20 protein-coding genes are annotated in these 23,236 nt (G+C 64.4%); 7 read left to right on the forward strand and 13 right to left on the reverse strand.

What is annotated here, in order from left to right; all coding sequences use genetic code 11:
* Positions 1–330: 330 nt before the first annotated feature.
* Positions 331–939: a TetR/AcrR family transcriptional regulator gene (locus tag I6F24_RS07520; protein ID WP_346656899.1), complete on the reverse strand. Its 609-nt coding sequence runs from the start codon at positions 937–939 to the stop codon at positions 331–333.
* A gap of 130 nt (positions 940–1,069) precedes the next feature.
* Here I6F24_RS07520 and I6F24_RS07525 point away from each other — a divergent pair, with 130 nt between their 5' ends.
* Both I6F24_RS07525 and I6F24_RS07530 read left to right on the forward strand, forming a co-directional pair.
* Positions 1,070–2,308: an MFS transporter gene (locus I6F24_RS07525; RefSeq protein ID WP_225152440.1), complete on the forward strand. Its 1,239-nt coding sequence runs from the start codon at positions 1,070–1,072 to the stop codon at positions 2,306–2,308.
* 435 nt (positions 2,309–2,743) lie between these two features.
* Entirely contained in the window at positions 2,744–6,136 is a 3,393-nt protein-coding gene (locus I6F24_RS07530) for an adenylate/guanylate cyclase domain-containing protein (RefSeq protein WP_225152442.1), read from the forward strand.
* Positions 6,137–6,376: 240 nt separating this feature from the next.
* Here I6F24_RS07530 and I6F24_RS07535 read toward each other — a convergent pair whose 3' ends face one another.
* Complete coding sequence (locus I6F24_RS07535) at positions 6,377–7,285, reverse strand: LysR substrate-binding domain-containing protein (protein ID WP_036025575.1); 909 nt, start codon at positions 7,283–7,285, stop codon at positions 6,377–6,379.
* 107 nt (positions 7,286–7,392) lie between these two features.
* Between I6F24_RS07535 and I6F24_RS07540 the strand changes: the two genes are divergently transcribed.
* The gene (locus I6F24_RS07540; RefSeq protein ID WP_036025574.1) at positions 7,393–8,766 is read left to right on the forward strand and encodes an FAD-binding oxidoreductase; all 1,374 of its coding nucleotides are present in this window, start codon (positions 7,393–7,395) and stop codon (positions 8,764–8,766) included.
* 348 nt (positions 8,767–9,114) lie between these two features.
* A complete protein-coding gene (locus I6F24_RS07545) occupies positions 9,115–9,738 on the forward strand; it encodes a GNAT family N-acetyltransferase (RefSeq protein WP_225152444.1) in 624 nt (207 codons plus the stop codon).
* 127 nt (positions 9,739–9,865) lie between these two features.
* Here the strand turns inward: I6F24_RS07545 and I6F24_RS07550 are convergent, their stop codons facing one another.
* The 8 genes from I6F24_RS07550 to topA all read right to left on the reverse strand — a co-directional run bounded on the left by I6F24_RS07550 (position 9,866) and on the right by topA (position 18,842).
* Positions 9,866–10,123, reverse strand: a complete 258-nt coding sequence (locus I6F24_RS07550; protein ID WP_225113849.1) for a DUF3551 domain-containing protein — start codon at positions 10,121–10,123, stop codon at positions 9,866–9,868.
* A gap of 2 nt (positions 10,124–10,125) precedes the next feature.
* Positions 10,126–10,356 (reverse strand): DUF3551 domain-containing protein, encoded by a 231-nt coding sequence (locus I6F24_RS07555; RefSeq protein ID WP_074448008.1) that lies wholly within the window; start codon positions 10,354–10,356, stop codon positions 10,126–10,128.
* Between the two features lie 278 nt (positions 10,357–10,634).
* On the reverse strand, positions 10,635–10,802 hold the full coding sequence (rpmG, locus tag I6F24_RS07560) for a 50S ribosomal protein L33 (RefSeq protein ID WP_007603295.1): 168 nt from the start codon (positions 10,800–10,802) through the stop codon (positions 10,635–10,637).
* 125 nt (positions 10,803–10,927) lie between these two features.
* Complete coding sequence (locus I6F24_RS07565; RefSeq protein ID WP_225152446.1) at positions 10,928–12,253, reverse strand: LLM class flavin-dependent oxidoreductase; 1,326 nt, start codon at positions 12,251–12,253, stop codon at positions 10,928–10,930.
* A gap of 247 nt (positions 12,254–12,500) precedes the next feature.
* Positions 12,501–13,253: an NUDIX domain-containing protein gene (locus tag I6F24_RS07570; RefSeq protein ID WP_036015119.1), complete on the reverse strand. Its 753-nt coding sequence runs from the start codon at positions 13,251–13,253 to the stop codon at positions 12,501–12,503.
* A gap of 29 nt (positions 13,254–13,282) precedes the next feature.
* Positions 13,283–13,723 carry a DUF983 domain-containing protein gene (locus I6F24_RS07575; RefSeq protein WP_036015117.1) on the reverse strand — a complete coding sequence of 147 codons (441 nt, stop codon included), beginning with the start codon at positions 13,721–13,723 and terminating at the stop codon, positions 13,283–13,285.
* On the reverse strand, positions 13,717–16,065 hold the full coding sequence (gene rnr, locus I6F24_RS07580; RefSeq protein WP_225152448.1) for a ribonuclease R: 2,349 nt from the start codon (positions 16,063–16,065) through the stop codon (positions 13,717–13,719). The genes I6F24_RS07575 and rnr overlap by 7 nt, the downstream gene beginning before the upstream one ends.
* 20 nt (positions 16,066–16,085) lie before the next feature.
* Complete coding sequence (topA, locus tag I6F24_RS07585) at positions 16,086–18,842, reverse strand: type I DNA topoisomerase (protein ID WP_225148407.1); 2,757 nt, start codon at positions 18,840–18,842, stop codon at positions 16,086–16,088.
* Between the two features lie 228 nt (positions 18,843–19,070).
* Between topA and I6F24_RS07590 the strand changes: the two genes are divergently transcribed.
* Positions 19,071–19,310 (forward strand): hypothetical protein, encoded by a 240-nt coding sequence (locus I6F24_RS07590; protein WP_036039304.1) that lies wholly within the window; start codon positions 19,071–19,073, stop codon positions 19,308–19,310.
* 26 nt (positions 19,311–19,336) lie between these two features.
* On the opposite strand, the gene I6F24_RS07595 is transcribed toward I6F24_RS07590, so the two are convergent.
* Complete coding sequence (locus I6F24_RS07595) at positions 19,337–19,804, reverse strand: helix-turn-helix domain-containing protein (RefSeq protein ID WP_225152450.1); 468 nt, start codon at positions 19,802–19,804, stop codon at positions 19,337–19,339.
* Positions 19,805–19,923: 119 nt separating this feature from the next.
* Between I6F24_RS07595 and I6F24_RS07600 the strand changes: the two genes are divergently transcribed.
* The gene (locus tag I6F24_RS07600) at positions 19,924–20,697 is read left to right on the forward strand and encodes an SDR family oxidoreductase (protein ID WP_225144634.1); all 774 of its coding nucleotides are present in this window, start codon (positions 19,924–19,926) and stop codon (positions 20,695–20,697) included.
* A 61-nt stretch (positions 20,698–20,758) separates the two neighbouring features.
* Here the strand turns inward: I6F24_RS07600 and I6F24_RS07605 are convergent, their stop codons facing one another.
* A complete protein-coding gene (locus I6F24_RS07605) occupies positions 20,759–21,367 on the reverse strand; it encodes an NAD(P)H-dependent oxidoreductase (protein ID WP_109143506.1) in 609 nt (202 codons plus the stop codon).
* Positions 21,368–21,450: 83 nt separating this feature from the next.
* Between I6F24_RS07605 and I6F24_RS07610 the strand changes: the two genes are divergently transcribed.
* Positions 21,451–21,891, forward strand: a complete 441-nt coding sequence (locus I6F24_RS07610) for a helix-turn-helix domain-containing protein (protein WP_225125087.1) — start codon at positions 21,451–21,453, stop codon at positions 21,889–21,891.
* Between the two features lie 142 nt (positions 21,892–22,033).
* On the opposite strand, the gene dprA is transcribed toward I6F24_RS07610, so the two are convergent.
* A complete protein-coding gene (gene dprA / locus I6F24_RS07615; RefSeq protein ID WP_109143508.1) occupies positions 22,034–23,176 on the reverse strand; it encodes a DNA-processing protein DprA in 1,143 nt (380 codons plus the stop codon).
* Positions 23,177–23,236 lie beyond the last annotated feature (60 nt).

The following is a 23,236-nucleotide window of genomic DNA, read 5'->3' on the forward strand; positions in this document are numbered from 1 at the left end:
AGTTGCGAAAACAACCCCATGCACAGTAGCCGGCGCGAGCGGGATCAATGGGTTACGCGGGTGGCGAGATAATTTGCGCCGGCAGCGGCGTCGTTTGACCCGTCGGGCAAAACAGGAGCATATTGGTAGGGTCGCGAAATGGTCCTGACGGGTAGTCAGGCGCCCGCGCTTTCTCCACAAATCCCGGTGTCATTCCCCGCCTTGTGCGCAGTCGCGCACTGGAGCGGGGAATCCAGTACGCCGCAGCTTCTCGGGTCTAGCTTCACTGTCTCTTGAATACTGGATCACCCGCTTCGCGGGTGATGACAGCGAGCGATCAGGCGACAGCGGTTAGTCTGGAGCGCGCTTGCTCCGTTTCTCCGCCGGGTTCGCATCCTCGCCCACATCCACCCCCGCATTCCGCAGCAGCACCTTCGCCGCTTCCTTCGCGGCTCTGGCCATCGCCGGATCATCGCGCACGAGGTCCTGCGCGATGGAGCCGTCGACCAGCAGCACGAGCTGCGTCGCGAGAGCCTCCGCATCCGCAACGCCGAGCTCCTTCAACCGGTCGCGAAACCAGAGGCGGCGGCTTTCCTTGAAGGCGATCGCGATCTTCTTCACGGCGCGGTCGCCGGGGCCGAGCTCGGCGACCGCATTGACGAACGGGCAGCCGCGAAAGTCTTTCGCCGCGAAGCGTTGCTCCAGCGAATCGAACGTTCCGAGGATCTGCTCGGCGGGCGGCTTGTCGGAGGGGCGTGCGCTGACGAAGCGACGCTCGAGATAGGCCGCGATCAGCGCGTCCTTGGACGGGAAGTGATTGTAGAGCGTGCGCTTACTGATGCCGACCTCGGCCGCGATGGTATCGACGCCGATGGCGCGAATGCCTTGCAGATAGAACAGCTTGTCGGCGGTCTGAAGGATCCGCTCTTTCATCGTCTGTGGGGCAGGCGGGGGAGCCATGCGGAGCTAAGCGTCCTGTTCGCTTGACAGCCGCTTCCATCTATAGCCTAAGTGCACAGGTCTGTGTACCCAAAAACATCGGCTAAAGCAGACGACGGCACGCGTGCCGCGCCCAAAAGGGAGAAGAAAAATGCCCCTGCTGCAGGTTCTGCGTCCCACCTTGCCGATCCTGATCGGCGCCTCGATCATGCTGACGCTGAGCATGGGGCTGCGGCAGTCGCTCGGCATTTTCATGCAGCCGCTGACGCACGACATCCACATTTCGATCTCGGATTTCACGCTTGCACTGGCCGTGCAAAACCTCGCCTGGGGCTTCCTGCAGCCGCCCGCCGGTGCACTCACCGTGCGCTACGGCTTCCGCCCGATCATGATCGCCGGTGCGCTGATGTACATCGCGGGCCTCGCGCTGATGGCGACGGCGAATGGGCTTCTCAGCATCATGATCGGCGCCGGCGTGCTGATCGGGACCTCGCTCGCCTGCACCGCGGCGGCGATCGCGATGTCGGTGGCGGCGCGCGCGGTGCCTGAAACGGTGCGCTCGACCGTGCTCGGCATCGTCTCCGGCGCGGGCTCGCTCGGCGCGCTACTTTCGGCGCCGATCGGGCAGATGCTCAACGAGGGCTTTGGCTGGCGCGTCGGGCTTGCCGGCTTCGTCAGCATGTCGGTGCTGATGATCCCTGCGGCCTGGTATGCTGGGCGCGTCGACAGGATTCGGTTGCCGAAGCCGGCGGCCGACGAGATCGATGATGCCACGGCTGCAGCCGCGGCGAGAACCGCGTTCGGCAATGCCTCCTTCGTGGTGATGACCTGCGCCTATCTCGTCTGCGGCATGCAGCTCGTGTTCCTCACCACGCACCTGCCGTCATATCTCGCGATCTGCGGCCTCGATCCGATGCTGAGCGCGCAGACGCTCGGCATGATCGGCGGCTTCAACGTGCTGGGCTCGCTGTTCTTCGGCTGGGCCGGCCAACGCTGGAACAAGCTGGCGCTCTTGGGCGGGATCTACATCCTGCGCTCGCTCGCACTCGCCTGGTACTTCATGCTGCCGGCAAGCCCGTTCTCGACGCTGCTGTTCGGCGCGATCATGGGCTTTCTGTGGATGGGCGTCGGCCCGCTGGTCGCGGGCGCGGTCGCCGAGATGTTCGGCCTGCGCTGGCAGGCGATGATCCAGGGCCTCGCCTTCATGAGCCACCAGATCGGCAGCTTCCTCGGCGCTTACGGAGGCGGGCTGCTCTACGACGCGCTCGGCTCCTACACCATGGCCTGGCGCATCGGTGTCGCGCTCGGCCTTGCCGGCGGCATCGTGCAGGTCGCGTTCGCGCTGATCAGGCCGTCGCAGCCGCCGGCGCCGGTGCTGCGGACAGCCTAGGGCGGGGCGGGTGGTCGTTTTCCTTGGCCTTGCACCGCTGCCGTTCTCACAAATTTGCATTTGCCTCAAAGCGCTCGGTTGCTGACGTGCGAGAGAACCTTTCGTCGACTCGGCAGGCGGTCGTTCATGGGCTTGCCAATTTCGCGTTTGGGTCGTGTCAGGCTGTGGTCAGCCTTCTCAGATTGAAAATGGACTTGAGTTGCAGAGTGTTAGCCAGTTCATAATCCTAATCGCGCCGGCCAGCTTAAGCTTTCGAGACAACCGCTCGGGAGGCAACGATGACGCCCGGCTGGCTCATTTTCCCTGCGACTATCGCCTGTGTCTACTTCCTGGTCATTGTGAGTTTGATCATGCTTGGCGCTTGGTAGGCGGCTGAGGGAAGAGAATCTTGAAAGAGCGCGCTCTCAAGATTCGCCCATAGACCGACGCGAACTCATGTCGGTCGGAATTCGATCGGGTGCGGCCATGGATTGCGCGAATTGCGGCAGAGTCCACCCGGAGGGAACGAAGGTCTGCGGCGATTGCGGCGCGCCGCTGTTCTTTCGCTGCCCTGCGTGCGGGGGCGACAATCCGACAGGCAAGAACTTCTGTGGCGACTGTGGTGCCGCGCTCACGCCGACCGTACCGCCGCAAATGACGAGAGGGGCCGGCGCAGCGACGTCCATCGTGCCACCGGTCACGGAGCGCGCAGGCTTGTTGGCCGCACCAAGTTCTTCCGCCGAGCGTCGTCAGCTCACAGTGATGTTCTGCGATCTCGTCGGCTCGACGGCACTTGCGACAAAGCTCGATCCGGAAGATCTACGGGACATAATTGCTGAGTACCGCGATAGCGTAGCGGCGGTCGTCCGCAAATACGGTGGCACCGTCAGCCGTTACATCGGCGATGGCATGCTCATACTATTCGGTCATCCTTCAGCGCATGAGGACGATGCCGAACGCGCAGTGCGCGCTGCGCTTGAGATCGCCGCGACCAGGCACGCGCCGGGAGCCCCAGCCGAGTTCGAGCTGCGGGTTCGTCTTGGGCTCGCGACTGGCCTCGTCGTCGTAGGTGACCTTATCGGCAGCGAAGCGGCGGAGGCGCAGGCCGTGCTTGGCGAGACGCCGAACCTTGCCGCTCGACTGCAAGCGCTCGCCGAACCGGATGGGGTAGTCATCCCTGAGGACACGCGGCGGCTCATCGGCGGGCTCTTTGACTACGAGAATCTCGGCGCCGTGACGCTGAAGGGCTTCGCCGCTCCGGTGCAAGCCTGGCGGGTGCTTCGTGAGGGAACAGCGGAGAGCCGGTTCGAGGCGTTGCACCCTTCGGTCCTCGCCCCGCTGGTTGGGCGTGAGGAAGACCTCGCGCGGTTGGAGCGGAGCTGGCGCCATGCGCGGGCGGGTACCGGTCAAGTCATGCTGCTTGTCGGCGAGGCGGGGATCGGCAAGTCGCGCCTCGTTGCGGCTCTTCAGGAGCGTATCGAGCGAGAGCCGCACACCTGCTTGCGCTACTTCTGCTCGCCTCATCATCAGGAAAGCGCGCTTTACCCCTTCATCGCACAACTCCAGCGAGCGGCTGGCTTCGATCGTGAGGACACACCGACGACCAAGCTCGACAAACTTCGAGCGCTCCTGTCGCCTGCATTGTCGCCCAACGAGGACCCGGCGATCCTGGCCGAGTTTCTGTCGATCCCCAACGATAATCTATACTTACCGGTTACGAGTACGCCGCAACAAAAGAAGGAGAGAAGCTTCGCCGCTCTGGTTCGCCAGCTTGAAGCTCTCGCGCAAAGACGTCCAATCATGATCGTGTTCGAGGACATGCAATGGATCGATCCAAGCTCGCGCGAGCTGCTGGACCGAACCGTCGATCGCGTAGCAAGCCTGCCGGTTTTGGTCTTGATCACCTACCGCCCCGAGTTCCAGTTAGTATGGACCGGAAAGCCGCATGTCAGCTTGCTCGTGCTGAACCGGCTCGACCAGAATGCGGGCGCTGCGCTCATCCGGAGCGTGGCAGGTGGCCAGACGCTGCCGACCGAAATCGTCAATGAAATTGCTGAACGTACGGATGGTGTGCCGCTGTTCGTTGAGGAGTTGACCAAAGCGGTGCTCGAAACAAGCCCCCAGAGTATCGCGCGAGCGATCTCCTTCGCGCCGCTGCCCGGACTTGCCGTACCGGCCACGCTACATGCTTCGTTGATGGCGCGGCTCGACCGGATTGGGCCGATCGCCAAGGAGGTGGCACAAATCGGCGCAGCTATTGGCCGCGAGTTCTCCTATGATCTGCTGGCCTCGGTCGCACAGCGGTGCGACAAGGAGTTGCGGGCGGCGCTTGACCGGCTGATCAACACCGGCCTCGTGTTTGGGAGTGTCGAGCCGCCCGACGCCAATTTCTTGTTCAAACATGCACTGGTCCAGGATGCGGCATACGGCACAATGTTGCGCGGCCAACGCCGCGAGCTGCACGCTCGGATCGCTGGCGCACTCGAGGAGAGGCTCGCTAGAGGCATCCAAGAGCAGCCGGAAATCCTCGCCCACCACTGCGGACATGCGGGCTTGGCCGAAAAGGCGATTTCCTATTGGCAGGAGGCTGGTGAGCGTTCAAAGGCTCGATCGGCAATGACAGAAGCAATCGCGCAGATGCGAAAGGCGCTTGATTTGCTATCTCAACTGCCGGATGCTCCCGGGCGCCAGCGCACCGAAACTGAACTTCAACTCGCGCTCGGCGGTGCACTGATCGCCGCGAAGGGCCACGCGGCCGAAGAGACCGGCAGGGCCTACGCCCGGGCGCGTTGCCTCTGCGAGGCACTCAACGACACGCCGAATCTGCTCAAGGCACTCTGGGGCGAGTTCGTGCATTATCACGTCCGTGGTGAAACGGACCGATCGCATCGCATCGCCGAGAATCTGCTCGATTTGGCCGGGCGACAGAACGATGCGGCCATTCTTGTCGCCGGTCATCGGGCAGTCGGCGATAGCTGGCTTCATCGCGGACAATTGGCCTTGGCGCGCACCCACCTCGAGCGGGGGCTCGCCCTTTACGATCCGGCGCAGCAGCGCTCTCTGACGGCCCTGTTCGCAGAAAACGCCCGCGTGGCGATGCTTTCGTTCCTTTCGCTTACGTGTGGCCTTCTTGGCTTCGCCGATCAGGCGCGCGTGCAGAGCAGTGACGCTCTGGCAGAGGCCCGCGATTCGTCGCACCCGATCAGCCTCGCATTCGCGCTGAGCGTTGCCTGCCGGTTGCATTTCGTGCTCGAAGACGCGGGCATGGTTGGGCAACGGGCGGACGAGCTGGTTGCGCTCACCACCGAGCAGCGCTTTGCCTTCTTTCTCGCGATGGGGACGGCATATCGCGGCTGGACGCTGGCCGAAGCCGGCGACCCCGAGGCCGGGGTGGACTTACTGCGGCGCGGCATCGAGGGATTCCAGGCGTCCGGCGCAGCATGGACTCTTCCGTTCTACCTTGCGCAGCTCGCAGCAGCCGAGGCAAAGAGAGCACGATATGAAACGGGGCTCGGCCAACTCTCCGACGCCTTGGCACTAACCCAGAAATCGGGGGTGCGGTGGTTCGAGGCCGAGCTGCATCGGCGCCGAGGCGAGTTGATGCTAAGGGCTCGGCCAGGCGCGGAGGCCGATGCGGAGGCCGAGTTTCGCCACGCCATTGCGATTGCTCACCAGCAGGAGGCGAAACTCTGGGAACTTCGCTCCGCCGTCAGTCTCGCCCGGCTCTGGCGTGATCAGGACAGGGGTGATGAAGCACGCGGTCTTCTCGCGCCGGTCTACGGTTGGTTCAGCGAGGGCTTCGACGTTCGCGACTTGAAGGAAAGCAAGGCGCTGCTGGAAGAACTCTGAGTGTAACGTGGAGCTTGTCGTAAGCGCGCTCCATTGGAGCTCCGTAACGTTCTCGGGTTTCGCGACTCCGCTGCACCCTAAAGAAACGTAAGGGCAACGGTGACCTGCTCGGCGCCGTCAATTCTCGGGTCGGCCCCGTCGCTCCGGTTCGCAGCTGGAGTTGGTCCGCGCTGCTGGTCGCGCTTCGGGTTATTCGCATGACCTCTCCCGGCTTCGCACTTTGTGCTGACCCGGTCCGGATCAGGTACTCGACCGCAACCACTGCGAAAAGACCCGAATGGTCCGCGCGCGCGGGTGGCTTGGCCTGCTGACCACATAAAAGCTGTAGCCGGGTAGGTTCAACGAGAATGCCTTCACGAGCGTGCCGGCGGCGAGGTCGTGTGCCACGAGCACATCACTGAAGATCCCGACGCCCTGCCCACTGATCACCGCCTCGATGGCGTGCAGTTCTTCCCGGAAACTCAAGTGCTGCAGGTCCTTGTATTGGGGCACCTCGCGCCACCGGCGCTGGGCCAAACCGAGCCATCTCTGCCACGTCGGTGGCTCACGATCGGCCGGCGACCAATAGGAGTGGATCAGAACGTGCTTTGCGAGGTCGACTGGTCTCTTCAGCCGTCCGGTTGAAAGCAAATCCGGATTGCAGATCGGCCAGAACGTATCGCTAAAGAGTTCATCGACGATTCCGTCTGTCGGCGGTACGCGGCTGGTCGCATAACGGATGGCAACGTCGCTGTCTCCGGCCTGCAGATCGAGCACCGTGTCAGTGCCGATCACTTCCAATGGCACGTCAGGATGCAACTTCCGCCACAGGGGCAGGCGGGGCACGAGCCAGCGGCTAGCGAAGGCGTTGGTCGTCGTAACCCGGAGCGGCTGCTCGTCACCTTCCTGCTTGAGGGACGCAATGGCAGCGGCAAACGCCTCGAGTCCGCCGCGAATGGCGGGAAACAGCCGCGCGCCGGCATCGGTCAACGAAAGAGGGCGTGGTCTGCGCCGGAATAGAGCGCGGCCGCAATACTGCTCGAGCAATCCGATCTGGTGGCTGATCGCGGTCGGCGTGACGCCGAGTTCTGCCGCGGCTTTCTTGAAGCTCAGATGACGCGCGGCAGCCTCAAAAGCGCGGAACTCGATCAGGGGCGGCAGCTTGTGCATGCGGCGAGTGTAGGTGAAATCAGTTCATCGTCACCTGAATTCTTCGGATTTGCTCTGAGACAGCCCGCGATCGAGGATGTGGCGGGCCAAGCTAGGGAGCTCGTGTCATGTCCATCGCATCTGTTGCCAGCGCTGCCGCCGAACTTAGCGCCTCCTTCGGAGGAGAACTGCTCAAGCCAGCGGACGAGGGCTACGACGAGGCGCGCAAGGTTCACAATGGGCTGGTCGACAAACGGCCAGCATTGATTGCCAGATGTCGCAGTGCGGCTGATGTCGTGGATGCCGTGGCACTTGCGACCAAGCTCGGCCTCGAGGTCGCTGTTCGCGGCGGTGGCCACAATGTGGCCGGGCGCGCAACCATCGACGGCGGGATCATGATCGACCTCTCACCCATGAAGGGGGTCCGGATCGACGCGATCGGCAAGACCGTATGGGCGCAGGGCGGGGTCACCTGGGGCGAGCTCAATCGAGAAACGCAGCTTCACGGACTTGCGGTGACCGGCGGCGTGGTCTCGACCACCGGCATCGCGGGCCTGACGCTCGGCGGAGGACTGGGCTGGTTGATGGGCAAGTACGGCCTCGCGTTGGATAATCTGCGGGCTGTCGAACTCGTCACCGCCGATGGCAAGGTTGTGCGGGCCAGCAAGCAAGAGCAGCCCGATCTTTTTTGGGCCGTGCGCGGCGGCGGCGGAAACTTCGGGATTGCCACCAGTCTTGAATACGACCTCCATACGGTAGGGCCCATCATCACCGGCGGCCCGATCGTTCACCCTATCGAGCGTTCCCGCGACGTGCTGGAATTTTTCCGGACCAGCACGCGATCGCTCACGGACGAGCACATGCTGTTCGCATCCCTGACCCATGCGCCCGACGGGTCCGGCAGGGAGGTCGCGGCCCTGGTTACCAGCCACTGCGGTCCAGTCGCCGAGGCCGAACGAGCGATGCAGCCGCTGAAACAGTTCGGGCCTCCCATTCTGGATGCGGTCGGACCGATGACCTATTGCGAGCTCAACCGCATGCTCGACGCCAACTATCCGAAAGGCGCGTTCAACTATTGGAAGTCGAACTTCCTCACGGAGCTGAGCGATGGTGCGATCGCGACGATGATCGAATGCTTCGCCCGCTGCCCGACTCAGATGGGGCAGCTGCTGCTCGAGCACATCCACGGTGCCGCGGCCCGCGTGGGTGCCGGGGATACGGCATTTGTGCATCGGCAGGAGGGCTACAATTTCCTGATCCTCGCGCAATGGACGCAGGCCAGCGATACCAGCCGCAGCATCTCGTGGGCACGCGCAACCTATGAAAGGATGCGGCCCTTCTTTGCCTCAGGACGCTATGTCAATTATCTCGACGACGATGAGACAGGCGATCCGGTTGCCGCTGCTTATGGGCGGAACTACAGGCGCCTGCAGCAGATCAAAGCGAAATACGACCCTACGAACTTCTTCCGGATGAACCAGAACATCCGGCCGCTCGCCTGATTGCCGGCTGACGATTTCTCGCTCTCATCAAGATGTGAGTAGAAACTAAGCCGCGACCCGATGCATCGTGGGCGGGGCGAGCTGACGCCCGGGAGGGACTAGAGAATGGCGGTCGTGTGCAGGCCCGCTCGCATCGACGACTTGAAGCAGGCCGATGACATCGTGGTCGCCAGCATCAATGAGCTAACCGAACGGCGGGGGTTCGGGAAGATGGCATCCTCTCGTCCGCCGAATTTTCAGGCCTTCTCGCTCGCGGATGATCCCGGGCTTATGGGTGGCCGATGACGACGGAGAAATAGTCGGCTTCGCGTGGAGTTGGGTCTGTGGCGAGCTTTGGTTCCTGGCCCATTGTTCGTCGCGCCTGATCGTCAGAGCGACGGCATCGGCAATCAACTCATCAACAAGGCATTCGCGCATGCAGAAATGCGCGGAGCACCCATCAAGGCACTGATCACCTTCACGTTCAACAACGTATCTCAAGGCCTCTACATCCGCCACGGACTGTTCCCGCGCTTTCCGATCTACATGGTCGGCGTCCCTCGTGACCGCCTGGCGCCACGGTTGGCTGCGCCGCGGCTCCGTCTTGAATCTCTCACGGCCGACGCGATCCCATACGACAGGCTGGCGCAGATCGATGTCAGCGCAGTCGGCGTTTCCAGGGAGAAGCATCATCGATTTCTCCTTGGCGACAGCACGACGCGCGGATTCACCATCCACGCCGGCAATGAGTGCGTCGGGTACGTCTACATTTCGGGTGGACACATTGGTCCGCTTGCAGTCCACAGGCCAGATCTGGTTGAGTCCGCTTTCGCCGCTGCGTTGTCGTTCGCGGCCCAGAGCGATTGTCCGGCCATTTCGGCTTTTGTGCCGGGCGCGAGCGAGCCGGCGCTCAAGGCGGCAATCGACCACGGGATGCGGCTGACGTTCCCGATGCTGCTGATGTCAAATCGACCATTCGGAGATTGGGGGTAGCTATTTCCCGCGCAATCCGGGTTTCATGTAGAGGATTCAACCGAGAAGGTCGACGTTGCGGGGCAGGCCGGAAGGCACGGAATGATGGCTGGATCGGCGCTCGTCACGGGCCGATCATGCTCTAGCCCTACCGGGGACGCGCGCTGCGGCCTGGAGGGGACGGCCGCTGCACATATGGGTTTTCCAGGCACATCGCCGAACGGCCCGCCGCGCTGGCTCTGCATTCGTCAAATGAACGATACTGGCAAGAGATGTAGGTGCCGCCGCCCCATTCCCACTCCTGCAGACATACCGGAAAATTGCCGCCGAACCGCTGCGCTGCCGCTGGACCGGGCGCGGACATGGTGATCAGGACGAAGAGCAGACAGGCAAGCGCGCGCATCATGATCAGCGCGGCCGCTGCGGAGCGTGCTGCTTGAACCTCACGCGCGGGTTCACATCGCAATAGGTGTTCGATCGCCCGGATGCCGAGGCCAGGCACTGTTCCCGCGTCGAATACATGCAGTCTCCGGAAGCGCCGAGCCCTCCGCCAAAAACGCACCAGGGATAGTCATACTGAGCGTTTGCTGCGGAAGAAAATCCGATGACCATAACGACAATGAGCAGAGCGATGCGCATGCGATTCTCCCATCAAGTCAGTTGAGCGGCAACGCAAGAGGTTCGCTCCGAAAGATAGCCGCTTGACGATGCTGGCTCAACAACCACGACTCAAGCGAGTTCCTCTCGTCACGCCGGAGTGTCCCAGTGTGATCTCGCAGAGCCGGTCCGGATTTGCTTCGCTGCGCTAAGCAGCGCAGCGCTGGGTAGCAGGGTACATGAGCAGGGACATGCGAGCCGAAACGACAACGGGGCCCGCAAGGGCCCCGCAAAAAACCTTAGCGCGCTACGCCGCGATCTTACTTGATCTTGGCTTCGCGGAATTCGACGTGCTTGCGCGCGACCGGGTCGTACTTCTTCTTGACCAGCTTGTCGGTCATGGTGCGCGAATTCTTCTTGGCAACGTAGTAGAAGCCGGTGTCGGCCGAGGACACGAGCTTGACCTTGATGGTGACCGCTTTGGCCATGTTCTGAACCTCAGAATATCAGGGGAATCTGGAGCCGGCCAAACGGCCCGCGTTGGCCGGCAACCTAGTCAGAAACGACGGGAAGTCAAGGTTTCAGGCGGCGGAAACCGCTCAGATCGGGCCCATTAGGCCTCAAAGAACCGGTTTTTCGGCCGCGGCAGGCCCAGATTCTCCCTCAAAGTGGGCCCTTCGTACTCTTTGCGGAAAATCCCGCGCTTCTGCAGCTCCGGGACCACCTTGTCGACGAAATCGTCGAGACCGGCAGGCAGGAACGGGAACATGATGTTGAAGCCGTCGGAGCCGCGACCGACCAGCCATTCCTCCATCTGGTCGGCGATGGTCTTGGCGGTGCCGACGAAGGACAGGCCGCCATAGCCGCCGACGCGCTGGGCGAGCTGGCGCACGGTGAGCTTCTCGCGGGCGGCGAGATCGACCAGGCGCTGCCGGCCGCTCTTGCTGGCATTGGTCTCGGGAATCTCGGGAAGCGGCCCATCGGGATCGAAGCCGGAGGCATCGGTGCCGAGGATGACGGAGAGCGAGGCAATGGCGCTGTCGTAATGCACGCGGCTGTCGAGCAAAGCGCGCTTCTCCTTGGCCTCATCGACACTGTCGCCCACGACGACGAAGGCGCCGGGGAGGATCTTCAGGTGCTCGGGGTCGCGGCCGATCTTCTCCATGCGGCCCTTGATGTCGGCATAGAGTTTCTGGCCGTCGGCGAGGCTGCCGCCGCCGGTGAACACTGCTTCCGCGGTCTCGGCGGCGAGCTGCTTGCCGTCTTCGGAGGCGCCGGCCTGCACGATCAGGGGCCAGCCTTGCACGGGGCGGGCGATGTTGAGGGGGCCGCGCACTTTGAAGTATTTGCCCTTGTGGTCGAGGGTGTACATCCTGGCGGGATCGAAGAACAGGCCGCTCTCGACGTCGCGCATGAAGGCATCGTCGGCGAAGGAGTCCCAGAGGCCGGTGACGACGTCGTAGAACTCGCGGGCGCGCTTGTAGCGCTCGGCGTGCTCCATGTGATCGTCGAGGCCGAAATTCAGCGCCGCGTCCGGGTTCGAGGTGGTGACGATGTTCCAGCCGGCGCGGCCGCCGCTGAGATGGTCGAGCGAGGCGAAGCGGCGCGCGACGTGATAGGGCTCGTCGAACGTGGTCGAGCCGGTCGCGATCAGGCCGATGCGCTCGGTCACGGCTGACAAAGCCGACAGCAGCGTGAACGGCTCGAACGAGGTTACGGTGTGGCTGCGCTTCAGCGCGTTGATCGGCATGTTCAGGACGGCGAGGTGATCGGCCATGAAGAAGGCGTCGAACTTGCCGGCCTCGAGCTTTCGGATCAGCGTCTTGATGTGCGAGAAGTTGAAATTGGCGTCGGGCCAGGCCCCGGGATAGCGCCAGGCGCCGGTGTGGATGCTGATCGGGCGCATGAACGCGCCAAGCTTGAGTTGCCTTTGTGCCATCGCCCGGTGTCCGTTCTTGGTGACGCTCGCAAAGACATAGGCATGAGTGGGAACTCCGCCATTGGGGGAGGCGGGAAGAATTTTTTGTTTTTCGTAGCTCTCTCAGCACGTCATTCCGGGGCGACGCGGAGCGGCGAGCCCGGAATCCATAACCACCATCCGGAGTATGGATTCCGGGCTCGCGCCAAGAGGCGCACCCCGGAATGACGGAGGATAGACTTGATCGAACTACGCCCCAGCGCGCCAACTAGCTCAAAACGTCCTTCTGCATCTTGCCGGCGTAGAAGTGGAAGAACGGCACCGGCGCGTCGTGACGGAGCGGGCCGGTGGCGAGGCGGGTGTCGAGCTCGTTGAGCACGTTGCGCGTCATCGGATGCAGATCGGCGAGCGGTTTTGAGCCGAGCTCGACCCAGACCAATTCGACCAGCTCCGCATCGGCATGGATCACGCCTTCGACGCGGTGGGTGATCGCAGAGGCATCGGCGGTGAAGAAACGCGTGTCGAAGCGCTTGACGCGGCCGGGCGGGGTGATCGCGCGCGCGATCAGGAACAGGCTGGAGGGATCAGGCAGCAGGCCCGCATCCGCGAACGGCTGCCAGGGACCTTCGAGCTTCGGCACTTTGCCTTCGGCCTTGCGGCCGAGGCAGAGGCCGGTCTCCTCGCAGGCTTCGCGGATGGCGGCAATGGCGAGCGATTTCGCGCGCGAGGCCGGCGTCTTCGGGCTGCCCTTGGCGAGATTGGCTTCCAGTTCGGCGGTGATGGGCGCGGCGCAGGGCACGCGATAATCGGCCTTGTCGACCCGCCCGCCCGGGAAGACGAATTTTCCCGGCATGAACACCACCTTGTCGTGGCGCTTGCCGACCAGCACTTTCGGAATGGCGCCGCTGCGGTCGACCAGGATCAGCGTCGCCGCATCCTTCGGGCGGAAGTAAGGATGATGATCGGCTTCCTTCTCCTCGTGAACCCTGGTCTTCTCCTCGGCCTGCGAGATATCGGTCATGTCCTCACCCGAACTGTTCTTTTACGTGTTTACACAGGCGGAATACCATCGGGAGGGTTGTCGTCAAACCCGTGCATGCGCAGAGCCCATTGCAAGCCGACCACAGCTCCCTTCACGGGCTGCAGCAGCGCGAGCGAGGCGACGAAGGTGAAGGGCAGATAGGCTGCGAAGCTGAGCCAGACCGGCGTCGAATAATTGGTCTCGATCCAGAGGATGGCCGGCACCACGATGTGGCCGACGATGACGATGACGAGATAGGCAGGCAGATCGTCGGCGCGATGCGGGGTGAAGTCGAGGCCGCATTTGGCGCAATGGTCGGCGGTCTTCAGGAAGGCGCGGAACAGCTTGCCTTCGCCGCAGCGCGGGCAGCGGCCGCGGAAGCCGCGCTTCATTGCTGACCAGACGTCGCGCTTCTCGACGAGACCGTTCTCGCGCGTCCAGATCTTTGGTGCCGTGCTCATCGTCACCATGCCTTGCCCTTCTTGCCCTTACCCTTGTTCTTTCCTTTGGCCTTCCTTCCCTTGCCGGACTTTTTCTTCTCCGGCTTGCGTTTTCGCTCCGGGCTGCGTCCGGGCTGCGGCTTGGACGATTTGCGCTGCGGACGGAGCGGCCTGCGCTGGCGCGGGCCGCTGTCGGTCTCGAACGACAGCAGCTCGAAACGCAGCGCGCCCGCGATGGGAGCGGCCTCGATCAGACGGACGTCGACGACGTCGCCGAGCTGGTACATGGTGCCGCTGCGCGTGCCGACGAGGGCATGGCGGCTTTCGTCATAGTTGAAATATTCCGTGCCGAGGGATCGGATCGGGATCAGCCCGTCAGCGCCGGTCTCGCTGAGCTTCACGAACAGGCCGGCGCGGGTGACGCCGGAGACGCGGCCCTGGAAGCTGGCGCCGATGCGGTCGGCGAGGTGATGGGCGATCAGGCGGTCGACGGTCTCGCGCTCCGCCTTCATGGCGCGCCGCTCGGTCAGCGAGATATGCGCGGCGACTTCGCTCAAGCTTTCCGGCGTCTCGCTGTCGGGCAGGGCGCCTTCGCCAAGGCCAAGCGCACGCACCAGCGCGCGGTGCACGACGAGGTCGGCATAGCGGCGGATCGGCGAGGTGAAATGCGCATAGCGGCGCAGGTTCAGGCCGAAGTGACCGTAATTCTCTGAGGAATATTCGGCCTGCGCCTGCGCGCGCAGCACGACCTCGCTCACCAGCGGGTAATAGTCGTGGCCTTCGAGCTGGGCCAGCACGCGGTTGAACGTGGTGGGGCGCAGCGCGCCGGACTTGGCGAAGGGAACGTCCAGTGTCTCCAGGAATTCCGCGAGCGCGTGAACCTTCTCCAAGGTCGGCTCGTCGTGCACGCGGTAGATCAGCGGCAGCGATTTCTTCTCCAATGTCTCCGCTGCGGCGACGTTGGCGAGGATCATGAACTCCTCGATCAGCTTGTGCGCATCGAGACGCTCGGGGACCACGACGCGATCCACGGTGCCGTCGCTCTTCAGGAGGATCTTGCGCTCGGGCAGATCGAGATTGAGCGGATCACGCTCGTCACGCGCGCGCTTGGCGCAGGCATAGGCGGCATGGAGCGGCCTCAGGATCGGATCGAGCAGGGGGCCGGTGGTGTCATCAGGCCGGCCGTCGATCGCGGCCTGCGCCTGCGCGTAAGCGAGCTTGGCGGCCGACCGCATCAGGATGCGATGAAAACTGTGCGAGCGCTTGCGGCCGTCGGGGCCGAGCACCATGCGCACCGCCAGCGCGCCGCGCGGCTCGCCGGGCACCAGCGAGCAGAGATTGTTGGAGATGCGCTCGGGCAGCATCGGCACGACGCGGTCCGGGAAATAGACCGAGTTGCCGCGGTCGAGCGCGTCGCGGTCGAGCGCCGTGCCCGGCCGCACGTAGAAGCTGACATCGGCGATGGCGACGTTGACGATGAAGCCGCCCTTGTTGTTGGGATCCGGATCGGGCTCGGCATGCACCGCGTCGTCGTGATCCTTGGCGTCGGGCGGATCGATGGTGACGAGCGGGACGTCGCGCCAGTCCTCGCGGCCTTTCAGATTGGCGGGCTCTGCCGCTTCCGCCTCGCGCTCGGCGGCGGAGGAGAATTGCAAGGGGATGTCGTGGGCGTAGATCGCGATCAGGCTGATCGCCTTTTCCGACTTGACCGAGCCGAGCTTCTCTTTCACCCGGCCGGAGGCGAGGCCAAAGCCGCGGGTGCGGACGATGTCGACGCTGACGAGGTCGCCATCCTCAGCGCCGCCCGTATCGGTCCTCGCGATGTTCAGCTCGCGGTCGGCGAACTTCTTGTCGACGGGGACGAGCCGTCCGCCGCCCTCCGGCAGGCTGCGGAAGACGCCGAGGATGCGGCTCTTGGCCTTGTCGATGACCTTGATGATGCGGCCGCGATAGGCGGGACCTTCATCGTCATCGCTGCGCTCGACGCGCAGCAGCGCGCGGTCGCCGACGCCGGCGGCGGTGCCGGGCCTCGGCCGGCGCGGCATCTCGATGAGGATCTTTGGCGGCTCGCCGTTCTCGACCTCGTCCCATTCGGCGGGGGAGGCGATCAATTCGCCATCGGAGTCGCGGCCGGTGATGTCGGCGAGCAGCGTCGGCGGCAGCGCGTCCGGCTCGGAGACCTTATGGCGCTTCTTCTTGATGGTGCCGTCGTCGGCGAGCTCGCGCAGCATGCGCCTGAGCTCGGCGCGATCGGCGTTCTTCAGGCCGAACTCGCGCGCGATGTCGCGAGTCCCGACCTTTCCTGGATTTGCCTTGATGAAGGCGACGATGGCTTGCCTGTCGGGAAAGCCACGGTCTTTCTTTGGTTTCACTTAACCTCTAATTCTTGATCTCAGGTCTTGCCGGCACTCTTCTTGGCCGGAGCCTTGGTGGCGGCTGCCTTGGTCGGCGACGTCTTTGCGGTCGACGGCACGGCGGCGCGCGCCTTGCTGGTGGATTCGGATTTGGATTTGGCCGCGGCTTTCTTCGCAGCCGGCTTCTTCGGCTTCGGTGCGGCGTCCTCGCCGTCCGCAGCCTTCTCTGACGCTTTCTTGGCCTTGGCCGGCTTAGCCGCCTTCTTGGCCTTGCCGCCGCCCTTGCCGCCACCCTTGGCGGCGCGCTCGTCGATCAGCGCGATCGCCTGCGGCAGCGTGATGGTGTCCTTCTCGAACTCGGCCGGGATGGTCGCGTTGACGCCGCCCGCGGTGACATAGGCGCCGTAACGGCCGCTCTTCACGGTGACGGTGCCAAGCGTCGGATGATCGCCCAGCGCCTTGCCGGGATCGGCGCCGAAGCGGCGGCTCGGGCCCTTGGCAACCTTCTCCGCGATCAGCGTCACCGCACGATTGAGGCCGATGTCGAACACCTCGTCGCCGGCCTCTAAGCTCGCATAGGTCTTCTCGTGCTTCACGAACGGTCCGAAGCGGCCGAGGCCCGCGGTGATCGGCTGGCCGGTCTCCGGATGCTTGCCGATCTCGCGCGGCAGCGACAGCAGCTTCAGCGCAAGCTCGAGATCGACGTCGCTGGGCGAGGTGCCCTTCGGAATGCCGGCGCGCTTGGGCTTCTCGCCTTCCTCATAATCCTTCTGCTCGCCGAGCTGGATATAGGGGCCGAAGCGGCCGGCCTTGACCCAGACATCGCGACCCGTGTCGGGATCCTGGCCGAGCGAACGGTCAGCAGTCGCCTCGCCATCGGCGGCGAGCTGACGGGTGTAGCGGCATTCCGGATAGTTCGAGCAGCCGACGAAGGCGCCGAACTTGCCGGCCTTGAGGTTCAGCCGGCCGGTGCCGCAGTTCGGGCACTGCCTGATATCGCCGCCATCGGCGCGGGGCGGATAGATGTGCTGGCCCAGCATGTCATCGAGCACGTCGAGCACCTGGGCGACGCGCAGCTCCTTGATGTCGTCGACGGCGCCGATGAAGCCGGTCCAAAAGTCCTTCAGAACCTGCTGCCAGGAGATCTCGTTGTTGGAGATGCGGTCGAGCTGTTCTTCGAGGCTCGCCGTAAAGTCGTACTCGACATAGCGGGCAAAAAAGCTTTCGAGGAAGGCGACCACGACGCGGCCCTTGTCCTCGCCGTGCAAACGCTTCTTCTCCAGCTTGACGTAGCCGCGGTCCTTCAGGACCTGGAGGATCGAGGCATAGGTCGAGGGCCGGCCGATGCCGAGCTCTTCCATGCGCTTCACGAGCGATGCTTCCGAGAAGCGCGGCGGCGGCTCGGTGAAATGCTGGGTGACGGACAGGCTCTGTCGCTTCACGGCCTCGCCCTGGCTCATCGCGGGCAGGCGGCGGGAATCCTCGTCCTCCTCGTCGTCGCGGCCTTCCTGGTAGAGCGCGAGGAAGCCGTCGAACTTGACGACCTGGCCGGTGGCGCGCAGCTCCAATGTGCGGGAGCCTGCCTTCGCCGTGATGTCGACGGTGGTCCGCTCGAGCTCGGCGGATTCCATCTGGCTCGCGATGGTGCGCTTCCAGATCAGCTCATACAGCTTGGCCTGATCGGCATCGAGCTTGCGGCTCATGCTGTCGGGGCGGCGCGAGAGGTCGGTCGGGCGGATCGCTTCGTGCGCTTCCTGGGCGTTCTTGGCCTTGGCCTGGTACTGGCGCGGGCTATCCGGCACGTAGGCGTTGCCGTAATCCTCGCCGATCACCTTGCGCGCCTGGGTGATCGCCTCGGGGGCGATCTGTACGCCGTCGGTACGCATATAAGTAATGAGTCCGGTGGTCTCGCCACCGATGTCGATGCCCTCATAAAGACGCTGGGCGATGCGCATCGTATGCGCCGGCGCAAAGCCGTATTTGCGGCTGGCTTCCTGCTGCAGCGTCGAGGTGGTGAAGGGCGCCTGCGGATTGCGACGGGCCGGCTTGGCGTCGACCGCGGTGACCGCGTAAGTCGCCAGTTCCAGCGCCTTCTTGAAGTCTTCGGCTTCCGCGCCGGTGCCGATGTCGAGGCGCTGGATCTTCTTGCCGTCGGCGCCGACGAGGCGGGCCTCGAAGGCATCGCCCCGCGGGGTGAGCAGGGTCGCGATCAGCGACCAATATTCGCGGGCTACGAACTTCTCGATCTCGAGCTCGCGGTCGCAGACGAGGCGCAGCGCCACCGACTGCACGCGGCCGGCCGAGCGGGCGCCCGGCAGCTTGCGCCACAGCACGGGGGAGAGGGTGAAGCCGACCAGATAGTCGAGTGCGCGGCGCGCCATGTAGGCGTCGACCAGGGCGCCGTCGATCTCGCGCGGATGCTTCATCGCTTCCGAGACGGCCTGCTTGGTGATGGCGTTGAACACCACGCGCTCGATCTTCTGATCCTTCAGCGCGCGCTTCTCCTTCATCACCTCGAGCACGTGCCAGGAGATGGCCTCGCCCTCGCGATCGGGGTCGGTGGCGAGAATCAGGCGGTCGGCGCCCTTCAGCGACTTCGCGATATCGTTGAGCCGGCCGGCCGCCTTGGGGTCGACCTCCCAGATCATCTTGAAATTGGCGTCGGGATCGACGGAACCGTTCTTCGCCGGGAGATCGCGGACATGGCCGAACGAGGCCAGAACCTCATAGGACGAGCCCAGATATTTGTTGATCGTCTTGGCTTTCGCCGGCGACTCCACAATGACGATATTCATTTAGTTCCAGTGGCTTACGGGAAAATCTTGGGCCGAAAACGAAAGGACTCGGGTCGGCCGTTTCGACCCGAACATGGGTGGTGAGCGGCCCCCTGTCAAATCGTGGGGTGTTGAAAGGCGCCGCAATGGGAAAAGTTTCATATCGAAAAAGTTGCAGAATACCACCTTGGAGTTGCGGTTGATGTGGGCGTAATGTCCTGTCGGGGCATGGATTCGGGTGGGGTTCTGGTGACCAGGCCAGGAAAGAAACGGGCGCGCGCCGGATCCGGCGCGCCGGGGGGCACGCGTCACGAGGAACCGGGGGAGGGCGGTGCGGACGAGGCCGTGGCCTTCATCGCCGAGCAGACGGGGGCCTTACGCAAGCTGGCCGAGCGCCACAAGCTGGACGTGCTGCATTATCTCTTGGGCATGACCAAGCTCGAGGCCGACGAGCACCTGCGGCTACGGACCAAGCGCAAGCTGTCGTGATGGCGGTGGGGTACCACTTGGGACTTTCACGCCGACTTGCGTCGCGGTGCCGGCCGCGGCTTTAGCGTGGTGTCGGCCGGGCTGAGCAGCCGCCCATCATCGGCACGCATTTCCAGCTTCTTCACCGGACGGCCCTTCTCGCGATCGACCAGCATCGTCGCAATCTCCTCGGGACGGTCGTCGAACTCCTCGCTCCACTGCCGCAGCGCGACCAGGATCGGGAAAGTGCCGCGGCCCTTCGGCGTCAGCACATATTCCTGATAGGCACTGCCGTCGGAGGCGGGGGCGGTTTCGAGAATGCCGTGGTCGAGCAGCGATCGCAGCCGCGCCGCCAGAATGTTCTTGGCCATGCCGAGCTTGTTCTGAAACTCGCCGAAGCGGCGGACGCCGAACAGCGCCTCGCGGATGATCAAGAGCGACCACCAGTCGCCGAGCGCCTCCAGCGACCGCGCGATCGGGCAGGCATCACCCTCGAAGCTCGTCCGTTTCACCATCGTTCGTCCTTTCGCATTCACACGCCGCCAGCGCCGATCACGCGCTTGTGTGGTTGCATCATAAAACCAAATAGCCTAGATGGCAACTTAGTTTCATCATGCAACTACTGGAGGCGAGCGTGAGACTGAAGGACAAGACGGCGCTGATCACCGGCGGCAATAGCGGCATCGGGCTGGCAACGGCAAAACTGTTCGTGGCCGAAGGCGCCAAGGTGGTGATCACCGGGCGCAACAAGGAGACGCTGGCGGCGGCCGCCAAGGAGCTCGGGCCGAACGCGCTCGCGCTGCCAGCCGACGCGACGGACATCGCGGCGACGGAAGCTGCAATCAAGCAGGGCGCGGAGAAATTCGGCAGGTTCGACATCGTGTTCGCCAATGCCGGCATCGCCGGCGGCACACCGCTGGGATCGGCGACACCAGAGATATTCGAAAAGGTGATCAGCACCAATCTGACCGGCGTGTTCTTCACCGTTCAATCCGCGCTGCCCCATCTCAACGACAACGCCTCGATCATCCTCAACGGCTCGGTAATCTCGGTGCTCGGCATTCCCGGCTACTCGGCCTATGGCGCGGCGAAGGCCGGCGTGCGGGCGATGGCGCGGATCATGGCTTCAGAACTGTCGCCGCGCGGCATCCGCGTCAACGTGGTCGCGCCGGGTGCGATCCGCACCCCGATCTGGGGGCCTGCGACCGCGACGCCGGAAGCCGAGAAGGCGTTCGAGAAGCGGATCGCACTGTCGACGCCGCTCGGCCGCATCGGTGAAACGGATCACGTGGCGAAGACGGTGCTGTTCCTCGCCTCCGACGATTCCGCGCATGTGCAGGGCCAGGAGATTTTCGTCGATGGCGGCGCGGTGGCCTCGCCGAGCGGCGCGCCGATCTATCGCGGCTGATCAAATCAAGCGAACCTGCTCGGGCGCAACATTCGCGTTGCGCCCGAAGTGTTAGCCACGGCTAGGCTGCGCTCAGGCTTGTTGCCGATTGGAGCGCACCAGCGATCGCCTTCTCGCGGTGCTCCGGCCCGAGTTGGATACCGTCGGCCGGGATGAATTCGACGCTGGTGATACCCATGAAGCCGAACACCCAGCGCAGGTAGGTTTCGAGATGCTCGCCGGCTGCGTAAGGCGTCTCTGCGCCGTAGTGGCCGCCGCGCGAGATGGCCACGATCACCCGCTTGCCGCCGGCGAGCCCCTCCGGCCCGGCCGCGCCGTACTTGAAAGTTTTTCCCGCCACCAGGATGCGGTCGATCCAGGCCTTGAGCTGGCTCGGAATAGTGAAATTGTACATGGGCGCGCCGATCACGACGATGTCGGCGGCCAGGAACTCCTCCAGCGCCGCGGCGCTTGCGGCAAGGTCGGGCCCAAGCTCCGCCGGCGTGGCGGCGCCTTGCGCGGCGGCGAGGTGCGAGCCGGAGAGGTGGGCTAGCGGTGTCTGGGTCAGGTCGCGGTAGACGACTTGAAGCGAGGGCGTCGCCTGCCGGAGCCGGTCGACGATGGCGGCGGAAACCTGCCGGCTGACGGAGTGGGGGCCGAGCACGCTGGAGTCGACATGGAGGAGTTTCATGTGGGGTCACCCTGGTATAAGTTTGTAACCAGCGCTACATGTGTGACTATCGAAATCCCCGCAAGAACGCACTTTTTTGAGCCATGGGCACATCATTGAAACCTGCGCACACCGAGTTGCCCGCACCGCCGCGGCCAAATCCGAGACTGGATACCAGGCCCATGCCGGATCCCAACCATGCGGACTGCCGTGGGGTCGCCTCCGTGCTGTCCCGCGTCGGCGACAAATGGAGCGTGTTCGTCATCATGATGCTGAGCGACGGGCCAAAGCGCTTCAACGAGCTCAAGCGCATGATCAACGGCATCTCGCAGCGGATGTTGACCCTGACGCTGCGCGGCCTCGAGCGCGACGGCCTCGTTACGCGCACGATCTTTCCGACCATCCCGCCGCGGGTGGACTATGAGCTGACCGATCTCGGCCGCGGCCTGTCGCGCCCCGTCGAGGCGCTCGGCAAATGGGCGAAGGACCATCTGGATCAGATCGAGGCCGCGCGCACGAAGTTCGACCAGCGTAACGACGGCTAGCGTTGCGCCTCGATAGTTCATCCCGTCATTCCGGGGCCTGAGCGAAGCGAGGGAGCCCGGAATCCATTTGGCCACAGATCAAGTGGATGAATGGATTCCGGGCTCGCGACTTCGTCGCGCCCCGGAATGACACCTGGGGAGGCTAAACCAGCGACACCATCCCGCCGCCGTGGCGTTCGAGCTTGCCGGCGAGCTCGAGCTCCAGCAGCACGGTGCGCACGATCGCGGGCGAAGCGCCGGACATCCGGACGAGGTCGTCGATTGTAACAGGGGCCGGGCCGAGCAGGGCGGTGATCTGGTCGCGATCATGGCTTTGCGGATCGCTCTCGAACCGCTCGCTGTCGGGCTCGCCCACGGGATGCATCAGCGGCCGCTCCATGATCGGCTGAACCGCGTTGACGATGTCGGCAGCTTCCGTGACGAGCGTTGCGCCCTGCTTGATCAGGTCGTTGGTGCCGGCGGCGCGCGGATCGAGCGGCGAGCCCGGGACGGCGAACACTTCGCGGCCCTGTTCGGCCGCCATGCGTGCCGTGATCAGCGAGCCCGAGCGGTGCGCCGCCTCGACCACGACGACGCCGAGCGAAGCGCCCGAGATCAATCGGTTGCGCCGGGGAAAGTCGCGGGCGCGCGGCTCATGGCCGAGCGGCATTTCGGAGATCGCAGCGCCGGCGTGGTCGAGGATCGCGGCGAGCAGGTCGCCATGCTCGGGCGGATAGATGCAGTCGTGGCCGCCGGCGAGCACCGCGATCGTGCCGCTCTCGACGCTGGTGCGATGCGCGGCCTGGTCGACGCCGCGGGCGAGCCCGGAGATGACCACGAAGCCGGCTTCGCCGAGCTCGCGCGCGAGCTGGCCGGCAAATTTGAGGCCGGCGCCGGAGGCGTTGCGTGAGCCGACGATCGCGATCATCGGCCGCATCAGGGATTTGGTGTCGCCGCGCACCGCGAGCAGCGGCGGCGCATCGTCGATCATCGCCAGCCGCTCCGGATAGCCGTCCTCGCCGGGCGCGCGCCAGGCGATGCCGAACTTGCGGCTCGCGGCGAGCTCGGCCTTTGCTTCATCCGCGCTGCAGATGCGCGCCGATCGCGCCGCGCCGCCGCGGCGGGCGAGATCGGGCAGCCGCTCCAGCGCGGCGCGCGGGCTGCCGAAATGATCGACCAGCGAGCGGAAGGTGCGCGGCCCGACATTGTCGGAACGGATCAGCCGCAGCCGGTCGATCCGCTCAGCCTCGGTCAGCTCCACGCTTGAATTGATGGCGTCCACGGCGTCTCCTTGCAGGGACAGCATGGAACAACCAGAGGGCGTTGCGCAACAGGGACGTGCGCTTGCACGACCTTGCTGCGATGC

It is taken from the genome of Bradyrhizobium sp. BRP23, assembly GCF_020194135.1.
GTDB classification, from domain to species: domain Bacteria; phylum Pseudomonadota; class Alphaproteobacteria; order Rhizobiales; family Xanthobacteraceae; genus Bradyrhizobium; species Bradyrhizobium yuanmingense.